Annotated in this window: 16 protein-coding genes and 1 pseudogene; 5 read left to right on the top strand and 12 right to left on the bottom strand. The window is 29.4% G+C overall.

All coding sequences use genetic code 11. The features are described from left to right. Window positions 1-58: 58 nt before the first annotated feature. The 7 genes from JYG23_RS14370 to rho all read right to left on the bottom strand — a co-directional run bounded on the left by JYG23_RS14370 (window position 59) and on the right by rho (window position 5,242). On the bottom strand, window positions 59-334 hold the full coding sequence (locus JYG23_RS14370; RefSeq protein ID WP_207236365.1) for a pro-sigmaK processing inhibitor BofA family protein: 276 nt from the start codon (window positions 332-334) through the stop codon (window positions 59-61). A 21-nt stretch (window positions 335-355) separates the two neighbouring features. Then, complete coding sequence (locus tag JYG23_RS14365; RefSeq protein ID WP_207236364.1) at window positions 356-613, bottom strand: DUF2508 family protein; 258 nt, start codon at window positions 611-613, stop codon at window positions 356-358. Between the two features lie 101 nt (window positions 614-714). After that, a complete protein-coding gene (gene recR / locus JYG23_RS14360; RefSeq protein WP_207236363.1) occupies window positions 715-1,311 on the bottom strand; it encodes a recombination mediator RecR in 597 nt (198 codons plus the stop codon). Window positions 1,312-1,330: 19 nt separating this feature from the next. Further along, complete coding sequence (locus tag JYG23_RS14355) at window positions 1,331-1,672, bottom strand: YbaB/EbfC family nucleoid-associated protein (protein WP_207236362.1); 342 nt, start codon at window positions 1,670-1,672, stop codon at window positions 1,331-1,333. A 21-nt stretch (window positions 1,673-1,693) separates the two neighbouring features. Then, window positions 1,694-3,451, bottom strand: coding sequence for a DNA polymerase III subunit gamma/tau (gene dnaX, locus JYG23_RS14350; protein WP_207236361.1), 1,758 nt, complete (start codon window positions 3,449-3,451; stop codon window positions 1,694-1,696). A gap of 116 nt (window positions 3,452-3,567) precedes the next feature. Beyond that, window positions 3,568-3,765, bottom strand: a complete 198-nt coding sequence (rpmE, locus tag JYG23_RS14345; RefSeq protein WP_207236360.1) for a 50S ribosomal protein L31 — start codon at window positions 3,763-3,765, stop codon at window positions 3,568-3,570. A 139-nt stretch (window positions 3,766-3,904) separates the two neighbouring features. After that, complete coding sequence (gene rho / locus JYG23_RS14340; protein WP_207236359.1) at window positions 3,905-5,242, bottom strand: transcription termination factor Rho; 1,338 nt, start codon at window positions 5,240-5,242, stop codon at window positions 3,905-3,907. A gap of 279 nt (window positions 5,243-5,521) precedes the next feature. Between rho and JYG23_RS14335 the strand changes: the two genes are divergently transcribed. The 5 genes and pseudogenes from JYG23_RS14335 to glpX all read left to right on the top strand — a co-directional run bounded on the left by JYG23_RS14335 (window position 5,522) and on the right by glpX (window position 11,355). Further along, entirely contained in the window at window positions 5,522-5,770 is a 249-nt protein-coding gene (locus JYG23_RS14335; RefSeq protein ID WP_207236358.1) for a (2Fe-2S) ferredoxin domain-containing protein, read from the top strand. Beyond that, window positions 5,767-7,482 (top strand): [Fe-Fe] hydrogenase large subunit C-terminal domain-containing protein, encoded by a 1,716-nt coding sequence (locus JYG23_RS14330; protein WP_207236357.1) that lies wholly within the window; start codon window positions 5,767-5,769, stop codon window positions 7,480-7,482. Before JYG23_RS14335 ends, JYG23_RS14330 begins: the two co-directional genes overlap by 4 nt. Continuing rightward, window positions 7,482-8,648, top strand: a complete 1,167-nt coding sequence (locus JYG23_RS14325) for a SpoIIE family protein phosphatase (RefSeq protein ID WP_207236356.1) — start codon at window positions 7,482-7,484, stop codon at window positions 8,646-8,648. Before JYG23_RS14330 ends, JYG23_RS14325 begins: the two co-directional genes overlap by 1 nt. Before the next feature lie 28 nt (window positions 8,649-8,676). Then, a pseudogene (locus tag JYG23_RS15185) lies at window positions 8,677-10,124 on the top strand (4Fe-4S dicluster domain-containing protein). 259 nt (window positions 10,125-10,383) lie between these two features. Next, a complete protein-coding gene (gene glpX, locus JYG23_RS14315) occupies window positions 10,384-11,355 on the top strand; it encodes a class II fructose-bisphosphatase (protein WP_207236355.1) in 972 nt (323 codons plus the stop codon). Window positions 11,356-11,381: 26 nt separating this feature from the next. On the opposite strand, the gene JYG23_RS14310 is transcribed toward glpX, so the two are convergent. From JYG23_RS14310 to nifJ, 5 genes are all read right to left on the bottom strand, one after another. Next, window positions 11,382-12,203 carry a 3-keto-5-aminohexanoate cleavage protein gene (locus tag JYG23_RS14310; protein WP_207236354.1) on the bottom strand — a complete coding sequence of 274 codons (822 nt, stop codon included), beginning with the start codon at window positions 12,201-12,203 and terminating at the stop codon, window positions 11,382-11,384. A 262-nt stretch (window positions 12,204-12,465) separates the two neighbouring features. Then, on the bottom strand, window positions 12,466-13,752 hold the full coding sequence (locus tag JYG23_RS14305) for a sensor histidine kinase (protein WP_207236353.1): 1,287 nt from the start codon (window positions 13,750-13,752) through the stop codon (window positions 12,466-12,468). Then, window positions 13,742-14,485, bottom strand: coding sequence for a LytTR family DNA-binding domain-containing protein (locus JYG23_RS14300; protein ID WP_207236352.1), 744 nt, complete (start codon window positions 14,483-14,485; stop codon window positions 13,742-13,744). The genes JYG23_RS14305 and JYG23_RS14300 overlap by 11 nt, the downstream gene beginning before the upstream one ends. Before the next feature lie 21 nt (window positions 14,486-14,506). Beyond that, window positions 14,507-14,800: a hypothetical protein gene (locus JYG23_RS14295; RefSeq protein WP_207236351.1), complete on the bottom strand. Its 294-nt coding sequence runs from the start codon at window positions 14,798-14,800 to the stop codon at window positions 14,507-14,509. Between the two features lie 301 nt (window positions 14,801-15,101). Next, window positions 15,102-18,659: a pyruvate:ferredoxin (flavodoxin) oxidoreductase gene (gene nifJ, locus JYG23_RS14290; RefSeq protein WP_207236350.1), complete on the bottom strand. Its 3,558-nt coding sequence runs from the start codon at window positions 18,657-18,659 to the stop codon at window positions 15,102-15,104. Window positions 18,660-18,665 lie beyond the last annotated feature (6 nt).

Raw genomic sequence — 18,665 nt, 5'->3', positions numbered from 1 at the left:
TGTATATAAAAAGAATTATAACACTAACAGTATAAAAAGTAAATTAAAGTATTAACTTTTATAAAATCGCTTTAATTACTATAATTGCAACAAATCCTGGTATACCTAATGCACCTACCACACCAGTTGTTATCAAATTTATACCTATTGATCCATAGCCACCTGTCGTTGCTCCTATGTAATTATATAACATAATACATACTATACCCACAATTACATTCAAGGCTATTTTCTTTAGCAACTTAAATGGTACAATCAATATCCATGCAAATAAAAATACAAGCATTATTATTGCTGAATATAAGAAAACTACCCCAAGTTCAGCACCAAACATATCTATTCCCCCTCATAAATATTAATTTATTAAATTAAGTTGTTTTGCTTGCTTAATAAGATAAGCATATTTTTGTTCACATGCTTTTTGATTAAAAATAGCATAATCTACTAAATCAGGCTCACTGACAGAATCAAAATATTGCTGTGAAATTGCCCAATCTTGTTTTGCTTTTTGAATAGCATTTTTTATTTCCACAACATCTTTACTGCTTGTTTTCTTTATACTATCTAAAAAATTTCTAATAATATTTTCTTTTTCTTTTTCAACGTAAAACATAAAAAACCTCCCGTCTATTTTATTACCAATAAATTGAAACTTTACTGTTATTATAAATTATAGACAAAAGGTTGTTTTTTATTCATAAATTACTAAAAATATTAAATTTCTCTTCTACCTTCCATTGCTTTTAAAATAGTTACTTCATCAGCATATTCTATATCTCCACCAATTGGTATACCATGAGCTATCCTTGTTACCTTTATACCCATTGGCTTTATAAGTCGTGCAATATAAACTGCTGTTGCTTCCCCTTCTATAGTAGGATTTGTAGCTAGTATAATTTCTTGTGTCTTATCATCAAGTCTACTTATTAACCCTTTAATATTAATTTCATCAGGTCCTATACCATCAAGTGGTGAAATTGTTCCATGTAAAACATGATATACACCATTATATTCTCTTGCTCTTTCCATAGCTAGAATGTCTTTTGCATCCTCTACTACACAAATTGTACTTTTATCTCTCTTTTCACTATTACAAATTAAGCATTTATCATTTTCAGATAAATTACCACATATAGAACAAAATTTAGTTAGTTTTTTTGCGTTAACTATTGCTCTTGCTAATTCTAACACATCATTATTACTCATATCTAGTACATAAAAAGATAATCTCTGTGCAGTTTTTCTGCCTATTCCTGGAAGCTTTGAAAATTCTTCAACAAGTTTTGCTATGGGAGCTGTAAATTGCTCCATATATATCCACCTTTTTTAACTAGAATAATCCAGGGATATTTATACCACCTGTAACTTTTTTCATTTCTTGTTCGCTTACTTCATCAGCTTTTCTAAAAGCTTCATTTATAGCAGCAACAACTAAATCTTCTAGCATTTCAACATCATCTTTATCAACTACTTCAGGATCTATTTTTATAGATTTTAAAACTTTTTTACCTGTAATAACTACAGTAACTGCTCCTCCACCTGATGTGCTTTCTAATTCCTTATCCTCTATTTCCCTTTGAGCAGCTTCCATTTGTTGTTGCATTTTTTGAACCTGCTTCATCATATTATTCATGTTACCGCCTCCCATAGGTGGCATTTTTCTACCTTTCATACTTTCCTCCAATTTAATATATTATTTAAGCTCTACCTTATCTTCTCCAAAAGCAGTCTTCATATCTTCAAAAACATCATCCATAGATTTTTTTACATCTTGATTTTTTTTGTCTGTTTTTAAAATAAAATCAACATTATATTCTGCCTTTAAAAAACCTAACAGTATTTCTTTAAGCTTAGATTTATTTTTATCTTGATTAGCAGCTGTGTAATGAAAGTTAAATTTAGACTCATATTCAAAATAAATAGTTTTATTATTTATATGAGATAACTTACTCTCTCTAATTATAGCTGATAACCCAGCATTTTCACTTCTTATTACTTTCAAAAACTGATTCCAATTATTAGATATTTTTTTTATAACATCTTCATCAGTTAATGACGTATCTATTACAATATCATTATTCTCTGTCATTATTTCATCTGATGCTACTAATTTTCCCTTAGGTTTTCTACTTGGTTTTTCAATAGGTTTTTTATTAAAAACATGCTCATTTTTTGTATTTATATTTACATAAGAACTATTTTTTATAGCACTTTCTAAATATTCAACCCTTTTAATAAGATTATTAATATCCTCATTATTACTTATAGTATTTGATGATTCCATTAAGCTTATTATTTTAATCTCAAATATTATTCTAGGATTTATTGATTTTTTACATTCTGATAATGCTTCTGATAATTTTTGAATTATAGATATTATTTGATCTAGAGAAATCCTTTCTGCATGTGATTTTAATAGTTCAATATTATCTTCAGTCATTCTAACTAAATTATCAGTTAAAGCTGTAGTCTTATATAATAACATATTTCTAAAATATGTTATTATTTCTTCTATAAATAATAATAAATCCTTACCTTGATTCAAATTAATATTTATCAATGACATTATTTCTTTTAAATTCTTATCAATAATCGCATTTGATACTTTAATTATATTATCAAAACTAACTATTCCCAAAAGATCATTAACATCATCATATTCAATTTTACTAGAACCAAATGTCAAGCATCTATCTAGTATACTTAAAGCATCACGCATCGCACCATCAGAATTAGCAGCTATTAGCTTCAAAGCTTTTTCATCTATTTCTACTCCGATTTCATCGCATATGTTTTGCATGTTTTTGACTGTATCTTCTACAGTAATTCTTCTAAGATCAAATCTTTGACATCTAGATAAAATTGTTGCAGGAATTTTTTGTGGTTCGGTAGTAGCAAGTATAAATATTAGGTGTTCAGGTGGTTCTTCCAAAGTTTTTAGAAGTGCGTTAAACGCACCTTTTGAAAGCATATGTACCTCATCTATGATATATACCTTATACTTACTTTTTGAAGGCATAAATTTTACCTTATCACGTAACTCTCTAATGTCATCAACACCATTATTTGAAGCTGCATCCATTTCAACTACATCCATATTTGTTTCATTTAATATACTTTTACATATTTCACATTCGTTGCATGGATTGCCATCTGCATTATTTAAGCAATTTACTGCTCTAGCCAATATTTTAGCTGTTGAGGTTTTACCTGTACCTCTTATACCACAAAAAAGATATGCATGAGCTACATTATTTGATAATATTTGATTTTTCAAAGTTTTTACGACATGTTCTTGTCCTATAATTTCATCAAAGGTTTTAGAACGAAATCTTCTATATAATGCTTGATGTGACATTAACTCACCACCTTTATACATACTTTTATTATAATTATTATAAATAATTATAGCACATACAAATTTATTATACAATGGAATTTCATATTGCACAATTTATTATATGTTTATATATTTTTTTATATACTAGTAATAAAATTTTCTAGTATATAAAAAAGCCGATATATAAATATCGACTAATTATAATTTGATTAAATTTAAGATGAATTTTACATTCCGTATTTTTTCTTAAATCTGTCAACTCTACCACCTTTATCGATAAACTTTTGTTTACCTGTAAAAAATGGATGGCATTCTGAACAAATCTCAACTTTTATTTCATCAACAACTGAACCTGTTTCAAAAGTGTTTCCGCATGCACATTTTACTATAGCTTTTTTGTATTCTGGATGTATTCCTTGTTTCATCAAATTCACCTCTTTCTAAATCTTTATATTATATTTAATAATAACTTTTAATATCATCGTTTCATCAACGTACTAAGAGATTATAGCACATCAAATTATATATTTCAATATATTTTTTATCTATTTAATTATTTATTTATCATTTTTGTTTTTCTATGTTAAATATTGTAGCTGCTTCATGTATAAATTCGTTATTAGATTTAGTTTTTAATAATCCATCTAATAATCTTTCAGTTACATCTACAGTATGAAAATTACTAAGTGCTTTTCTAATTTGCCAAATTGTCTGCAACTCTTTGCTAGTCAATAATAAATCTTCTTTTCTAGTACCCGACTTATTAATATCAAGTGCAGGGAATACTCTTCTTTCAGATAACTTTCTGTCTAAGTGAACCTCCATATTTCCTGTTCCCTTGAATTCTTCGAATATAACATCATCCATCCTACTGCCTGTCTCTACTAAAGCAGTGGCCAGAATAGTTAAGCTACCACCGTTTTCAATATTTCTAGCAGCACCGAAAAATCTTTTTGGACTATATAATGCTCCAGGATCAAGACCACCTGACAATGTTCTTCCTGTTTGTGGAATTGTTAAGTTATATGCTCTTGCCAATCTTGTTATACTATCTAATAATATTACTACATCTTTTCCATGCTCGACTAATCTTTTTGCTCTTTCTAGAACAATTTCTGCCACTTTTATATGATTTTTTGGAAGCTCATCAAATGTAGAATATACAACATCTGCATTTACAGATCTTTTCATATCTGTAACTTCCTCTGGTCTTTCATCTATAAGTAAAATGATTATTTCTATTTCAGGATAATTATTTGATATATTATTTGCAATATTTTTCAACAATGTAGTTTTTCCTGCTTTAGGAGGAGCAACTATCATACCTCTTTGTCCTCTTCCAATAGGTGAAACCAAATCAATTATTCTCATTGCAATATCTTTGGAATTTGATTCTAACCTTATTCTATTATTTGGATAAATAGGTGTTAAAGTATCAAAATTTTTACGGTTTCTAGATAATTCGGGATCTAAATCATTAACTTTTTTCACATATAATAATGCTTTGAATTTTTCACCTTGTTTTGGAGAGCGTGTTATACCACTTACCTTGTCACCAGTTTTTAATTGAAATCTCCTAATTTGTGAAGGAGAAATATATACATCGTTTTCGCTGGTTAGATAATTATTAGTTCTTAAAAAGCCATATCCATCTTGATGAGATTCTAGTATACCTGAAATTTCAAGCACATCGCTACTATTTTCAACTTCTTCATTCAATCTATCAGGCAAATCCTTTTTTACTTTTTCTTTTTCTTCCTGTTTTTTAATGCTTTCTATTTCTTTTAAAATTTCTTCTATTAGTTCACTCTTTTTATACTTGTAAATATTTAAAATTCCCTTTTTTTGTGCTAATTCTTTTAATTCTGGTAACTTCATATTTGATAAATCAGTTAAATTCAAAAAAACACCTCCAAATTTTATAGGCCTTATTCATATTTAAAATCACCATTAATGGATTTTTGGCAAGATAAGTAAAACGGATAAGCAATTTAATAATATCATCCTAATATTATTAAGTCAAGGACAAATTAAATTGTATATATTAACTATTTTGTGCAAATTATTTCGTTAATAATTTAACATTTTAGATTGACAAACTATAGTATAGTAATTATAATTATTGTGAGCATATAATATATAATTACTAGAATTAATCTTCTTATATTATGGGGTGAATGTATGTTAGAGTTAAGTATTTGTGTTGGCAGTGCATGCCATTTAAAAGGTTCATATTGTGTTATAGAACAATTTAAACAATGCATTAAAGAAAACAATTTAGAGAATGACATCATTATAAAAGGCGCTTTCTGCTTAGGTCATTGTACCGAAGCAGTATCAGTTCAGTTTGAAAATGAAATATATTCTGTAGTTCCATCTACGGCTAAAGACTTTTTTAATAATACTGTGCTAGGGAGAATTAATAAATGAAAATTTTAGATTTTGTACCTGCGAACTGTAAGAACTGTTATAAATGTGTTAGGAATTGCACTGTTAAAGCAATAAAAATGGTTAATGACCAAGCTCAAATTGTTGAAAATAGATGTATTGCATGTGGCAAATGCTTTTTAGTTTGCCCTCAAAATGCTAGATATATTTTAAGTGATCTTGATAAAGTCATTAATGCTATTAATGAAAATAAAAAAGTTATTATTAGTATTGCTCCATCTTATCTTGGTATTTACAAAGATCCTTATAAATTAATTGGTGCTTTACGAAAAATGGGTATACATAGAATAGAAGAAACATCTATCGGTGCGAATATAGTTACAGAATTATATAATGATTATGTTGAAAAATCTAGCGGGGAAAACATTATTACAACAGCATGTCCATCTGTAAATTTAATGATTCAAACTTATTATCCAGAATTAATAAATAACATGATACCAGTTGATTCTCCTATGATTGCACACTGTAAAATGTTAAGAAAAGAATTTGGGAAAGATATTTATATTACTTTTTTAGGACCTTGTATAGCAAAAAAATGCGAAGCATATCCTTATCAGGTTACTAATATCATGGATGCGGTCATATCTTTTGAGGAATTAGAAAATTATTTCTCAGAAACAGGTATTGACATTAGTAAGTGTGAAAACAGTACTCCCGACAAAACTGGTAATAAGCTAGGACAAAAGTATCCCACAGAAAATGGAATTTTACCTGGCTTAAAAGATGTGTTGGACAAGAAAAATTATACAAGTATATCTGTTAGTGGTACTCAACAATGTAAAGATTTATTCGAAGAACTTAAAAACAACGATTTGAAAAATATTTTCATTGAAGCTAACAGTTGTGAAGGTGGTTGTATAGAGGGTCCTGCTGTACCAAAGGACTCTACTAATGTATTTATACGAAAAATAAATTTAAAGAGCATGCTTAAGCGTTCTGATTACTTTAGTAAGCAGGTAGCAAAAGATGTATATAATATAAATTTTTCTAGAAAATTTAGGGACAAACACCTTGTCACAAAGAAATATACAGATGAGGAAATCAAATCTGTTTTAGAAAAATTAGGTAAACACAATGTTAGTGACGAACTAAATTGTAGTTCTTGTGGTTACGAAACATGTAGACAAAAAGCTATTTCTGTTCTTGATGGCATGTCATATCCAGAAATGTGCATGCCTTATATGAAAGCCAAAGCTGAAAGAATCTCAAACATAAGTTTTGAATATTCACCTAATATTTTATTTATTGTTGATAAAGACCTCAATATTTTAGAATTAAATCCTCAAGCCGAAAAAGCATTTTGTACAAAAATATCTAATATGCGCGGAAAAAATTTATCTATGCTTATACCTACTGTAGAATGTGAGCAAGTTATTGAAACAGAACAAAACATACTCAATAAGAAACTACTTATTTCGTCCTATGGTATAACAGCTTATGGAAGTTTTATATACTTACCCAATGTAAAAATGATTTTTATTATACTATTGGATGTAACTGATGAAGAAAATAAAAAAGATAAATTGCTTAAATTAAAGCTAAATACTATTGAAACTGCAGATAAGGTAATTGAAAAACAAATGCGCGTTGTTCAAGAAATTGCTGGCTTACTTGGCGAAACAACTGCTGAAACAAAAACTACCTTGTTAAAGCTAAAGAAAGTAGTTACTGAAGAAGAGAGTGATATATAATGAATTATTTTCTTGATATAAACTATAGCAGCATAAATAAATACGGTGAAGAATTATGTGGCGATAAAGTTGAGATTGTACATAATGAAAATGGTTATATTGCTGTATTATCTGACGGGCTTGGAAGTGGTGTTAAAGCAAATATACTATCAACTTTAACCTCCAAAATTGTTGCTACTATGATTAAAGATGGTGCTAGTATAGAAGAAACTATAGAGACAATAATCAATACTCTACCTGAATGTAAAATTAGAAAATTAGCATATTCAACATTCACTATAATTAAGATTGACAATGAATATAATACATATATAGCTGAATATGATAATCCCGCTTATTTTTATTATAACGATGGAGTATTTAAAAATATACCCAAAACTATGATTACTGTTGGTAATAAAAATGTTTTTGAATCTAAATTCAAACTACAACTTGGAGACTCACTTAACATTATTAGTGATGGAGCTGTACATGCTGGAATTGGACAACTCCTGAATTTAGGGTGGGGTTGGAGTGAAATTAATGACTATTTAGAAGGATTAAATAAAATCAATAATACTTCTAAAATATTAAATGGAAACTTTATTGGTGTTTGCAATAACTTATATAACAATAAGCCGGGGGATGACACAACTATATTAACTATAAAACTTAGGAAACCTGAATATATTGATATTTTTATTGGTCCACCAGTTGATAAATCATTAGATAAGGAACTTGCAAAGTTAATGACAAAAGGTAATTCAAAAAAAATATTGTGTGGTGGAACTACTGCACTAATTGCTCAAAGAGAATTAAATAGAGAATTAAACGTTGATATTGATACAATGCGTGAAGGAATACCTCCAATAGCATATATCGATGGTTTTGATTTAGTAACTGAAGGAGTACTTACACTTGGTAAAACTTTAGAAATGATTAAAGAATTTAATAAAAATACATATGACAATTACATAGATGATAAGGATTATAACGGCTGTTCTTTGTTAACAAAAATGTTGATACAAGAAAGTACACACATAAATTTTTATATAGGAAAGGCTGTAAATCCGGCACATCAAAATCCAAACTTCCCTACGGGGTTTAATATTAAACTAAAAATTATATATGATTTAATTGAAGAATTAAAGAAAGCAGGTAAAGAAATAACTACTAAATACTTATAAAAAGATTAGAAAGGATTTAATAAATTATATGAGAAAATTTGACAGTCATGTCCAATACAGAAAATACAACCTATTAAAAGAAATTGTAAAATCAGAACTTAATGATACACTAGTAAATGACATTTTAGACATTCCTAAAGTCATAGTTGGTCCTAAAGCAGAAACAAGATGCTGTATATATAAAGAAAGAGCTATCGTTACTGAAAAAATAAAGAATATTATTTATGATGTTAAAGATAATGTTGTTAATACAATTGAAATAGCTTGTGACGAATGCCCAGTAAACAGATTCTCTGTGACAGAGGCTTGCAGAGGGTGCTTAGCACACCACTGTGTTGAAAATTGTCCTGTTGGAGCAATTTCTATTATTAATAAAAGAGCACATATAGACCAAGATAAGTGTATAGAATGTGGTAAGTGCCACGAATCATGTCAATTTGAAGCTATTTCTGACGTAAGGAGACCATGTATTAAATCATGTAAGATGGATGCTCTAAAGATTGACCCTAGCACAAAAAAAGCAATGATTGTTGAAGAAAATTGTGTTAGTTGTGGTGCTTGTGTTGCAAAATGCCCTTTTGGTGCAATCGTTGATAAATCTTATTTATTAAATATTGTTAAATTAATAAAAGAATCTAATAATAATCAAAATTATAAAGTATATGCAGTAGTAGCACCTGCTATTGCAGCTCAATTTGCTGAATATAAAATCGAACAAGTTATTGAAGCAATTAAAAAATTAGGATTTTATGATGTTGTTGAAGCAGCAGTAGGTGCAGATATCATTGCACACTATGAGGCTAATCTATTGAAGGAAGAATTAGGTCATAAAAAATTCATAACTTCATCTTGTTGCCCAGCTTTTGTAGCATTAATTAACAAAAATACCCTGAGTTAGTCGATAATATATCAACTGCAGTTTCGCCAATGATTGCAACTGCTAGACTTATTAAGAAGCATGATAAAAATTCAAGAATAATTTTTATTGGTCCATGCATATCAAAAAAAATGGAAATTCAAAAAGAAGAATTAGTTGGTGATGTAGATTATGTTATGGGATTTGATGAACTTCAAGCATATATCGATGCTTCAGATATTGATGTTTCATTATGCGAAGCAAAACCTCATGATACTGCTACTAAATTTGGTAGAGCATTTGCTTGTTCCGGTGGTGTTACTGAAGCTGTTAAACACATCATTGAAACTGAAGGCCTAAACATAGACGTAAAACCAGTTGTTTGCAGTGGCTTAGTAGAATGTGAAAAAGCATTAAAGCTTGCTAAATTTGGTAGATTAAATGGTAATTTCATAGAAGGAATGGCATGTGAAGGTGGATGCGTAAATGGTCCTCTTACAATTAATAAAAAGCGTACAAATGCAAAATGTATAAATGCATATGCTGAAGCATCTAATAGCAAATCAATAGAAGAATCAATTGAACCATTGGAAATTGAAAAACTTAATTTAGATATTTAATTATTTAATAACATAAAATATAATAAATAAAAATAGTGTTGATAACTTAGTTGCAACACTATTTTTATTATAAAATATATCCCAACTAATTTATAGTTTAGTGCCGTAATTTTTCGACTAACGCTTTAATTAGAGTAACATATATAATTATAGGCTACTCTAATAATTAATTGTTCACAAATTTAATTATATGTGTTATACTAAATATATAAATTAACAAAAAAATTCTATAATAATTTTATTAATAAGGAGATTTTATATGGATAGAGAATTAGCTCTAAATATTGTTAGAGTTACAGAAGCTGCAGCTTTAGGATGCGCCAAATATTTAGGTAGAGGCGATAAAGAAATTGCAGACCAAGCAGCTGTAGATGGTATGAGAGGAATGTTTCAAGTACTTGATATTAACGGTACTGTTGTAATTGGAGAAGGAGAAATGGATGAAGCACCTATGCTTTACATTGGTGAAAAAATAGGTACTTGTGCTCCTGGTACACCTGAAATAGACATAGCTGTTGACCCTTTAGATGGTACTAATCTTTGTGCAAAAGGATTACCTAATGCTTTAGCAGTTGTTGCTGTAGCTCCAAAAGGATGCCTATTACACGCACCAGATATGTACATGGAAAAGATTGCAGCTGGCCCTAAAGGTGTTGGTGTCATTGATATAACAAAACCACTAGATGTTAATATATTTAATCTTGCCAAATCACTAGGAAAAGATGTAACTGAAATCACTGTTACCATGCTTGATAGACCAAGACACCAAAAATACATAGATATTGCAAGACGCGTAGGTGCTAGAGTTAAACTTTTTGGAGATGGTGATGTTGCAACTGCAATAGCTACATGTTTTGATGATTCTGGAGTTGATTTACTTATTGGAAAAGGTGGTGCTCCAGAGGGAGTAATAGCTGCTGCCGCGCTTAAATGTTTAGGTGGAGAATTCCAAGGAAGATTAGTTCCTGAAAATGATATAGAGACAAAAAGATGTATTGAAATGATTGGTGATAACTGGAACAAAGTTCTTACTATGGAAGATTTAGCAAAAGGTGATGACGTTATTTTTGCTGCTACAGGAGTTTCAGATGGTGAGCTTCTAAAAGGTGTTCGATACTATGCAAACAAGCAAGCAAGAACATATTCTGTGGTAACTCGTTCTAAATCTGGTACAATACGTTTCATAGATACAATTCACACATTTGATAAAAAACCTAAATACGCATATTAAAAAAGGAGCTTTTAGCTCCTTTTTATTTATTTTTTAAGTCCTAATATTTCTCTTGCTTCATCTGGAGTTGCTATTTCTCTTCCAAGTAGCTTAGCTAATTGAACTGCTTTTGCAACCATTTCTCCGTTTGATTTTGCTAAAACACCTTTTTCTAAGTATAGATTATCTTCAAACCCAACTCTTACATTTCCACCTAATGATATTGTAGCAGCAGCAATATGCCATGCATTTCTACCAAGGCCAGTAGCTGTCCAAGTTGAGCCTTCTGGTAAACTACCTACCATAAATACTAAATCACGTAACGTTGCTGTCATTTGAACGCCAAGTACAAAATCAAAGTGTAAAGGATGTACTAATAAACCTTTTTTATCAGCTTTTCGAGCAATATCAACCATTCCTTTGTCAAAAACTTCAAGTTCAGGTTTTATACCTCTTTCTTTCATAATCTTAGCAAAGTTAAATATTGTGTTATCTGTATTAACAAATATTTCATCTCCACCAAAATTACATGTTCCACAGTCCAAAGTTGCAAACTCAGGTGTTGGTACAATATCTGTAGAAGCTAATCTTTCCAAGTCTGTCATGCCAACTGCTCCACCTGTTGAAGGTTGGATAATAACATCTGGACAAACTTTTCTAATAGCATCTACTGCTTCTTGAAATCTCTTTGTTTCCTGTGTAGGTGTTCCATCATCCCATCTTACATGTAAATGAATTACTGCAGCACCAGCATCGTATGCTGATTTTGCTTCTCTTACAATTTCTTCAATTGTATAAGGAACTGCAGGATTTTGTTCTTTAGTTACTTCTGCACCGCAAATTGCAGCACTGATAATTAATTTTTCCATATTTTCCTCCTAATACTTTTTTTGCCTACCTATATTTTAACCTAAGTATAATGTATTGTCAAATAACATTTATAACTCATAAAACGCAAAAAAGCCCACAAAATGAGCTTCTCTAATATTATATTATAATAAACAATCCCTCATGATAGCCCTCTGATAAGAAATATTTTTTTCTTATCTCTATCACAATATTATATTAGCACATTCTTTTAAAAAAAATTTAAAAATTACCGGGAAAACGTTTTTTCACTCCCCGAAATATTTATTTTCTTATAAATACGTCTTGTATAAACAATTCCTCGGTAATTTCTGTGCTAATTCTAATCCTATCATTTTCGTCTTCAATTTCAGATAATATTGAAAGTCCATTCCCTCTTAGACTGCCCTTTGTTGAAACACCCTTTTGATAAATAGTCGGAGAATCTTTATATGTATTAGCAATTGTTATATTCATCTCTTCATCTTCTTCATCATTGTCCATAAGTATACTTATATATTTTTGATTAGAATTAATTGCTCCTTCAATAGCATTATCCATAATTATACCTATAATGTTAGTAAGATCTTTAGGTGAAACATTTATTGGATTTATTTTTTCTCTTATAAAAACCTCTGTTTTTAAACCTAGACTATTTGTACTATTGATTTTATGCATTATCAAGCTTTTCAAAATATTATCATGTATTTTATCAAGCCCAATATTAGCTGATATCTTATTTTTATTTTTATTTTTGCATATATTTTCGATAAGTTCAATAATTTGTTGTGTGTTGTTTTCCTGAGCTAATGCTTTAATTGTTATTAGCTCATTATTATGTTCATGCTCTTGTTTTTTTAACTGCGAAGCAGTTTTTTCAACACCAGCAATATAGTTATTTATTGTATCAAAATCATTCTTACTTCTTATTAATTCTTTTATTTGAAATATATATAAATAATTGATTACTATAAAATTCATCACTAAAATTATACATACAATATAATTGGTTGAAAAAGGTTTTTCTTCTGTCAATATAAAACCTACCAACGCTAGAAATACTATTGAAAACACAGCATATAGAAATACTATTCTCATATTCTTCTTTTCAAAGCTAAATTCCTTTATTTCATTGAAAAACATCCTAGGGCTAATAATACCTCTTAATATAGCTAAAATGCATAACAATGACAAATTAATTTCTATAACCCTTTCTGGGTAATATTTAATATATATTAAGTCTAAATCCAATTGTTCTATAAAAAATAATAAGCATAGTTGATTACAAATAAACACTATTGAATATGTCATAACTGAAATAATCAAGGATATTACACTATTAGTTGCATATATTTTTTTTATTATCAAATATTCAAAAAATATAGTTATAAATGTTTTCAATACAAAATTTTTATCGTTCAGAAAATATATTAAAATAGAAAAAAAGAAAATAAAAAAATAATATGATGTATTAAATTTATGTTTTTTATTTAACAATCTAGATGGGAACAAAGATAAATAAATATAACTTTTAACAATTGAACCTAGAAATAGAGAAAAGCTATAACTCATCTTTTAACTCCTTTGTTTTCTTTACACTTGTCATAAATATATTTCCATTTGCCATAACAACTTGCCCATTTGAGCTTACTTTTTTCACAAATTTTTTATTAATTATAACGCCTCTTGATATTTGTGAAAATCTATCATCTAACTCTTCGTAAATTTTTTCAATAGCTTTATAAGTAGTATATATATTTTTGTCTAAATTGTCATTTGCTTTAACTACTGTTATTTCTACCTTTTTACAATTTTTTATTTTCTCTATACATATAATATTTTTGTATTTTATCCTATACGTATCTTTACCTTCATTTATCAGCAAAGCACCGCTATCATTTTCTAAAGCCCTTGCATCTATTCTAAGTTTTGCTTCATTTACTGCACTAATAACATCTAAGTAACAATAACTTGATTTTTCTATAAAATCAATAGGCTTAATCTTATATTTATATGTATTTATTATCCCTGAAGTATAGCTAGATAAAAAAATAATTTCGTCACTATACGATTTTGCTTTTCTAACTTTTTTTGCTATTCCATAACCATCTACATTTGTATTATTAAGTTCAATGTCAAAAATGTAGATAGAAGGGATATTATTATATAATATATATTCATGAAAATTCAAATCGTAATCGTGAAAAATATGTAATTTGAATTCAAATTCTATGTTTTGAATTAAACTTTTTTTAAGATTTAAGCACATTTCATTATCATCATCACAAATTACTATGTTTAACATATATATCCCTCCTAAGAGTTACTAATTAATTTCTATTTTTAAAGCTAATTCTGGATGAAAATCATTTTGTAAATCATATATGTTATGAGCAGTTGATTCCATTAATGATTTACCTTCTAAAGAATAACAACGCATAAATCTATTAGCATCTATAGTTGTCCAATGTTCTTTATCCCAAGTTAAGTAACCAACATCATCAGTTTGTTTTCCATTTAATGTTAACTCTACTTGTCTGTTTCCATCTTTCATTAAACTAATTAATTCTTGAGTAGTAACTTCAAACTCAATTTTTTTTATTAAATCATAAGCTTTCATATTGTGAATCCTCCATATATTTTTAGACAATATTATTATATACTTTTTTACTATTTAAAACAAGAATATTTTATATTATGTAAATTAATTTAAGTTATTTCTACTGCTGTATTTGCTTGAAATTTAAATAATAAATCTAAAACATATTTATATTTTGAGCTATCATGTAAAAGCTGCCAAATAAACCATACTATCCTATGCAATCCTATTTTTTTATATACTAGGATTAGAACTTTCCTGCATAAAAAAAGAGATGGTTCGCGATTCCATCTCAATTTTTCTATTTATTAACTTTTACTTACTAGTATTGCATTTCTGCCATTCTTTTGTAAGAATCTAATCTTTCTTTTGCATTTTCTTCTGCTTTTGCAAATAAATCTTCAGCAACTTCTGGGAATGATCCTTTTAATGATGTATATCTTACTTCACCATCTAAGAATTCTCTGAATGATGCTTTTGGCTCTTTAGAATCTAAAGTAAATGGATTTTTACCTTGTTCTTTTAGAGTCGGATTAAATCTGTATAAATGCCAGTAACCAGATTCAACAGCTTTCTTTTCTCTGTCTATAGTTTTACCCATACCAGCTTTGATACCATGGTTGATACATGGAGCATAAGCTATAATCAATGATGGTCCATTGTAGCTTTCTGCTTCTACTAAAGCTTTCATGAATTGGTTTTTATCAGCACCGATTGCAACTTGAGCTACATACACATAACCATAAGTAGCAGCAATCATACCTAAGTCTTTTTTCTTAACTCTCTTACCTGCTGCAGCAAATTTAGCAACTGAAGCTGTTGGAGTAGCTTTTGAAGATTGACCACCTGTATTTGAATAAACTTCTGTATCAAATACCATTACATTTACGTCTTCACCAGATGCTAATACGTGATCTAATCCGCCATATCCTATATCATATGACCATCCGTCACCACCAAATATCCATACTGACTTTTTAGATAAGTTGTCTTTCTTATCTAATATTTCTTTTATTAATGTAGCACATTCATCGCAACATGGTTTATAATTATCAATTTCTTTTAATACTTTTTCTGATGCAATTTTTGAAGCATCAGCATCTTCAAATGAATCCACCCATTCAACAAATGTTGCTTTTAACTCATTTGGTATTTCTTTATCCAATAATTTTTCAATTGCTAATTTTATGCTTTCTCTAATATTTTTATTAGCTACTGCCATTCCGTATCCATATTCAGCATTATCTTCAAATAATGAGTTAGCCCAAGCTGGTCCTCTACCATTCTTATCTTTGCAATATGGTGTTGAAGGAGCTGAACCACCCCAGATTGATGAACAACCTGTAGCATTAGCTATAATCATTCTTTCACCAAATAATTGTGTAACTGTTTTAGCATATGCAGTTTCTCCGCATCCTGCACAAGCACCACTAAATTCCAAGTAAGGTTGAGCAAATTGACTACCTTTAACTGTTCTCTTATCCATGATTGAATCTTTAATATCTACTTTTTCAATAGCAAAGTCCCAATTAGCTGCTTCTTTCATTTGTGACTCTAATGGTTCCATTGTTAAAGCTTTTGTTTTGGCAGGACAAATGTCAGCACAATTTCCGCAACCAGTACAATCTAATGGACTTACTTGCATTCTGTATTGTAATCCTTCAAATCCTTTACCAATAGCTTTTTTAGTTGCAAAATCTTCTGGAGCATTTTTCATTTCTTCTTCATTTACTAGAACTGGTCTAATACAAGCATGAGGACAAATAAATGAACATTGGTTACATTGAATACAGTTATCTACATCCCATTTTGGTACAAATACTGCTATACCACGTTTTTCAAATGCTGCAGTTCCATGAGGGAATGTTCCATCTTCTCTACCAACAAAAGTACTTACTGGTAATTTGTCCCCTTCTTGTCTATTCATTGGTTCAACAACTTCAGTAATAAATGCCGGTTTGCTAGCACAACCTGAACAAGATGAACATGATGTACAAGTTGTTTCTTCCTTAGCACTTGCCCAACTAGCAGGTATTTCAACTTTAACTAAGCTTGTGATACCTTTTTGAACAGCCTCTTTATTCATGTTTACTACTTTTTCACCTTTTTTACCGTAAGACTTAACAATTGCTTCTTCTAAGTACTTAACAGCTTCATCAACTGGTATAACATCTGCTAATTTGAAGAATGCTGATTGCATAATCATATTAGTTCTATTTCCTAATCCTAAATCCGTAGCTATTTTAGTAGCATTTATTGTATATAAGTTAATTTCGTTATCAGCAATATATTTTTTCATACTTGCTGGTAAGTTTTGTTCTAATTCTTCTGTATTCCACTGTGCATTTAATAAGAAATTTCCACCTTTTCTTAATCCATCAACAACATTGTAAGTTGTAACATATGATTGTTTAGAACAAGATACAAAATCAGCTTCATCAATTAAATATGTTGAACGAATTGGTTGTTTACCAAATCTTAAATGTGATATTGTAATACCACCTGATTTTTTACTGTCATATGAGAAATATCCTTGAGCATACATGCTAGTATGGTCTCCGATAATTTTGATAGCACTTTTATTAGCACCAACAGTTCCGTCTGAACCAAGTCCCCAGAATTTACATCTTACTGTACCTTTAGCAGAAGTATTAATTTTTTCTTTAGTTTCTAATGAAGTATGAGTAACATCATCATTGATACCAATAGTAAATTGATTTTTTGGTTCTGCCTGATTTAAGTTTTCATATACTGCAAAGATTTGTGCTGGAGTAGTATCTTTTGATCCTAATCCATATCTACCACCAACTATAACTGGTTTGTTTTCTAAATCATAATATAATGATTTAACATCTAAGTATAATGGTTCTCCAAGAGCTCCTGGTTCTTTTGTTCTATCTAATACTGCAATTTTCTTAACTGTTTTAGGCATAACATTGAAGAAATATTTAGCTGAGAAAGGTCTATATAAGTGAACATTCAATAATCCAACCTTTTCTCCTTTAGAAGTTAAATAATCAATAACTTCTTTGATTGTTTCTGCAACCGAACCCATTGCTACTATAACATTTTCAGCATCTTGTGCTCCATAGTAATCAAATGGTTTATGTTCTCTACCAGTAATCTTACTGATTTCTTGCATATATTCATTTACAGCATCTGGAACTACATCATAGAATGTATTAGATGCTTCTTTAGCTTGGAAGAATATATCTGGGTTTTGAGCAGTACCTCTAGTTACTGGATGCTCTGGATTTAACGCTCTATTTTTAAACTCTTGAACTGCATCATAGTCTACTAATTTAGCTAAATCAGCATAGTCAATAGTTTCAATTTTCTGTATTTCGTGTGAAGTTCTAAATCCATCAAAAAAGTGTACAAATGGTACTCTAGTTTTAATAGCTGCCAAGTGTGCTATTCCACCTATGTCCATAACTTCTTGTACGCTACTTGATGCTAAAAGAGCAAAACCTGTTTGTCTTGTAGCCATAACGTCTGAGTGATCACCAAAAATCGATAATGCATGACCTGCAAGTGCTCTTGCAGATACATGAAATACTGCTGGTAATAACTCTCCAGCTATCTTATACATGTTAGGTATCATTAACAATAATCCTTGAGAAGCTGTGTAAGTTGTTGTTAATGCACCTGCTGCTAGTGAGCCGTGAACAGCTCCTGAAGCTCCTGCTTCTGATTGTAATTCTGTTACCTTTACTTTTTGTCCAAAAACGTTTGTTTTACCATTTGCAGACCATTCATCTGAAAGTTCTGCCATTGGTGAAGATGGTGTAATAGGATATATACCTGCTACTTCAGTAAATGCATATGATACATATGCTGCAGCTGTATTACCATCCATGGTTTTCATAACTTTAGCCATTTATTT

Origin of the sequence: Sedimentibacter sp. zth1, from assembly GCF_017352195.1 — a bacterium.
In the GTDB taxonomy this organism is placed as follows: Bacteria; Bacillota; Clostridia; order Tissierellales; family Sedimentibacteraceae; genus UBA1535.
This window is presented reverse-complemented; position numbering and strand designations above follow the sequence as displayed.

Bases quoted from the DNA above. Each gene is read 5' to 3' on its own strand.
- JYG23_RS14370 (WP_207236365.1), bottom strand. From the start codon at position 334: ATGTTTGGTGCTGAACTTGGGGTAGTTTTCTTATATTCAGCAATAATA.
- JYG23_RS14365 (WP_207236364.1), bottom strand. From the start codon at position 613: ATGTTTTACGTTGAAAAAGAAAAAGAAAATATTATTAGAAATTTTTTA.
- recR (WP_207236363.1), bottom strand. From the start codon at position 1,311: ATGGAGCAATTTACAGCTCCCATAGCAAAACTTGTTGAAGAATTTTCA.
- JYG23_RS14355 (WP_207236362.1), bottom strand. From the start codon at position 1,672: ATGAAAGGTAGAAAAATGCCACCTATGGGAGGCGGTAACATGAATAAT.
- rpmE (WP_207236360.1), bottom strand. From the start codon at position 3,765: ATGAAACAAGGAATACATCCAGAATACAAAAAAGCTATAGTAAAATGT.
- JYG23_RS14335 (WP_207236358.1), top strand. From the start codon at position 5,522: ATGTTAGAGTTAAGTATTTGTGTTGGCAGTGCATGCCATTTAAAAGGT.
- JYG23_RS14330 (WP_207236357.1), top strand. From the start codon at position 5,767: ATGAAAATTTTAGATTTTGTACCTGCGAACTGTAAGAACTGTTATAAA.
- JYG23_RS14325 (WP_207236356.1), top strand. From the start codon at position 7,482: ATGAATTATTTTCTTGATATAAACTATAGCAGCATAAATAAATACGGT.
- glpX (WP_207236355.1), top strand. From the start codon at position 10,384: ATGGATAGAGAATTAGCTCTAAATATTGTTAGAGTTACAGAAGCTGCA.
- JYG23_RS14310 (WP_207236354.1), bottom strand. From the start codon at position 12,203: ATGGAAAAATTAATTATCAGTGCTGCAATTTGCGGTGCAGAAGTAACT.
- JYG23_RS14305 (WP_207236353.1), bottom strand. From the start codon at position 13,752: ATGAGTTATAGCTTTTCTCTATTTCTAGGTTCAATTGTTAAAAGTTAT.
- JYG23_RS14300 (WP_207236352.1), bottom strand. From the start codon at position 14,485: ATGTTAAACATAGTAATTTGTGATGATGATAATGAAATGTGCTTAAAT.
- JYG23_RS14295 (WP_207236351.1), bottom strand. From the start codon at position 14,800: ATGAAAGCTTATGATTTAATAAAAAAAATTGAGTTTGAAGTTACTACT.
- nifJ (WP_207236350.1), bottom strand. From the start codon at position 18,659: ATGGCTAAAGTTATGAAAACCATGGATGGTAATACAGCTGCAGCATAT.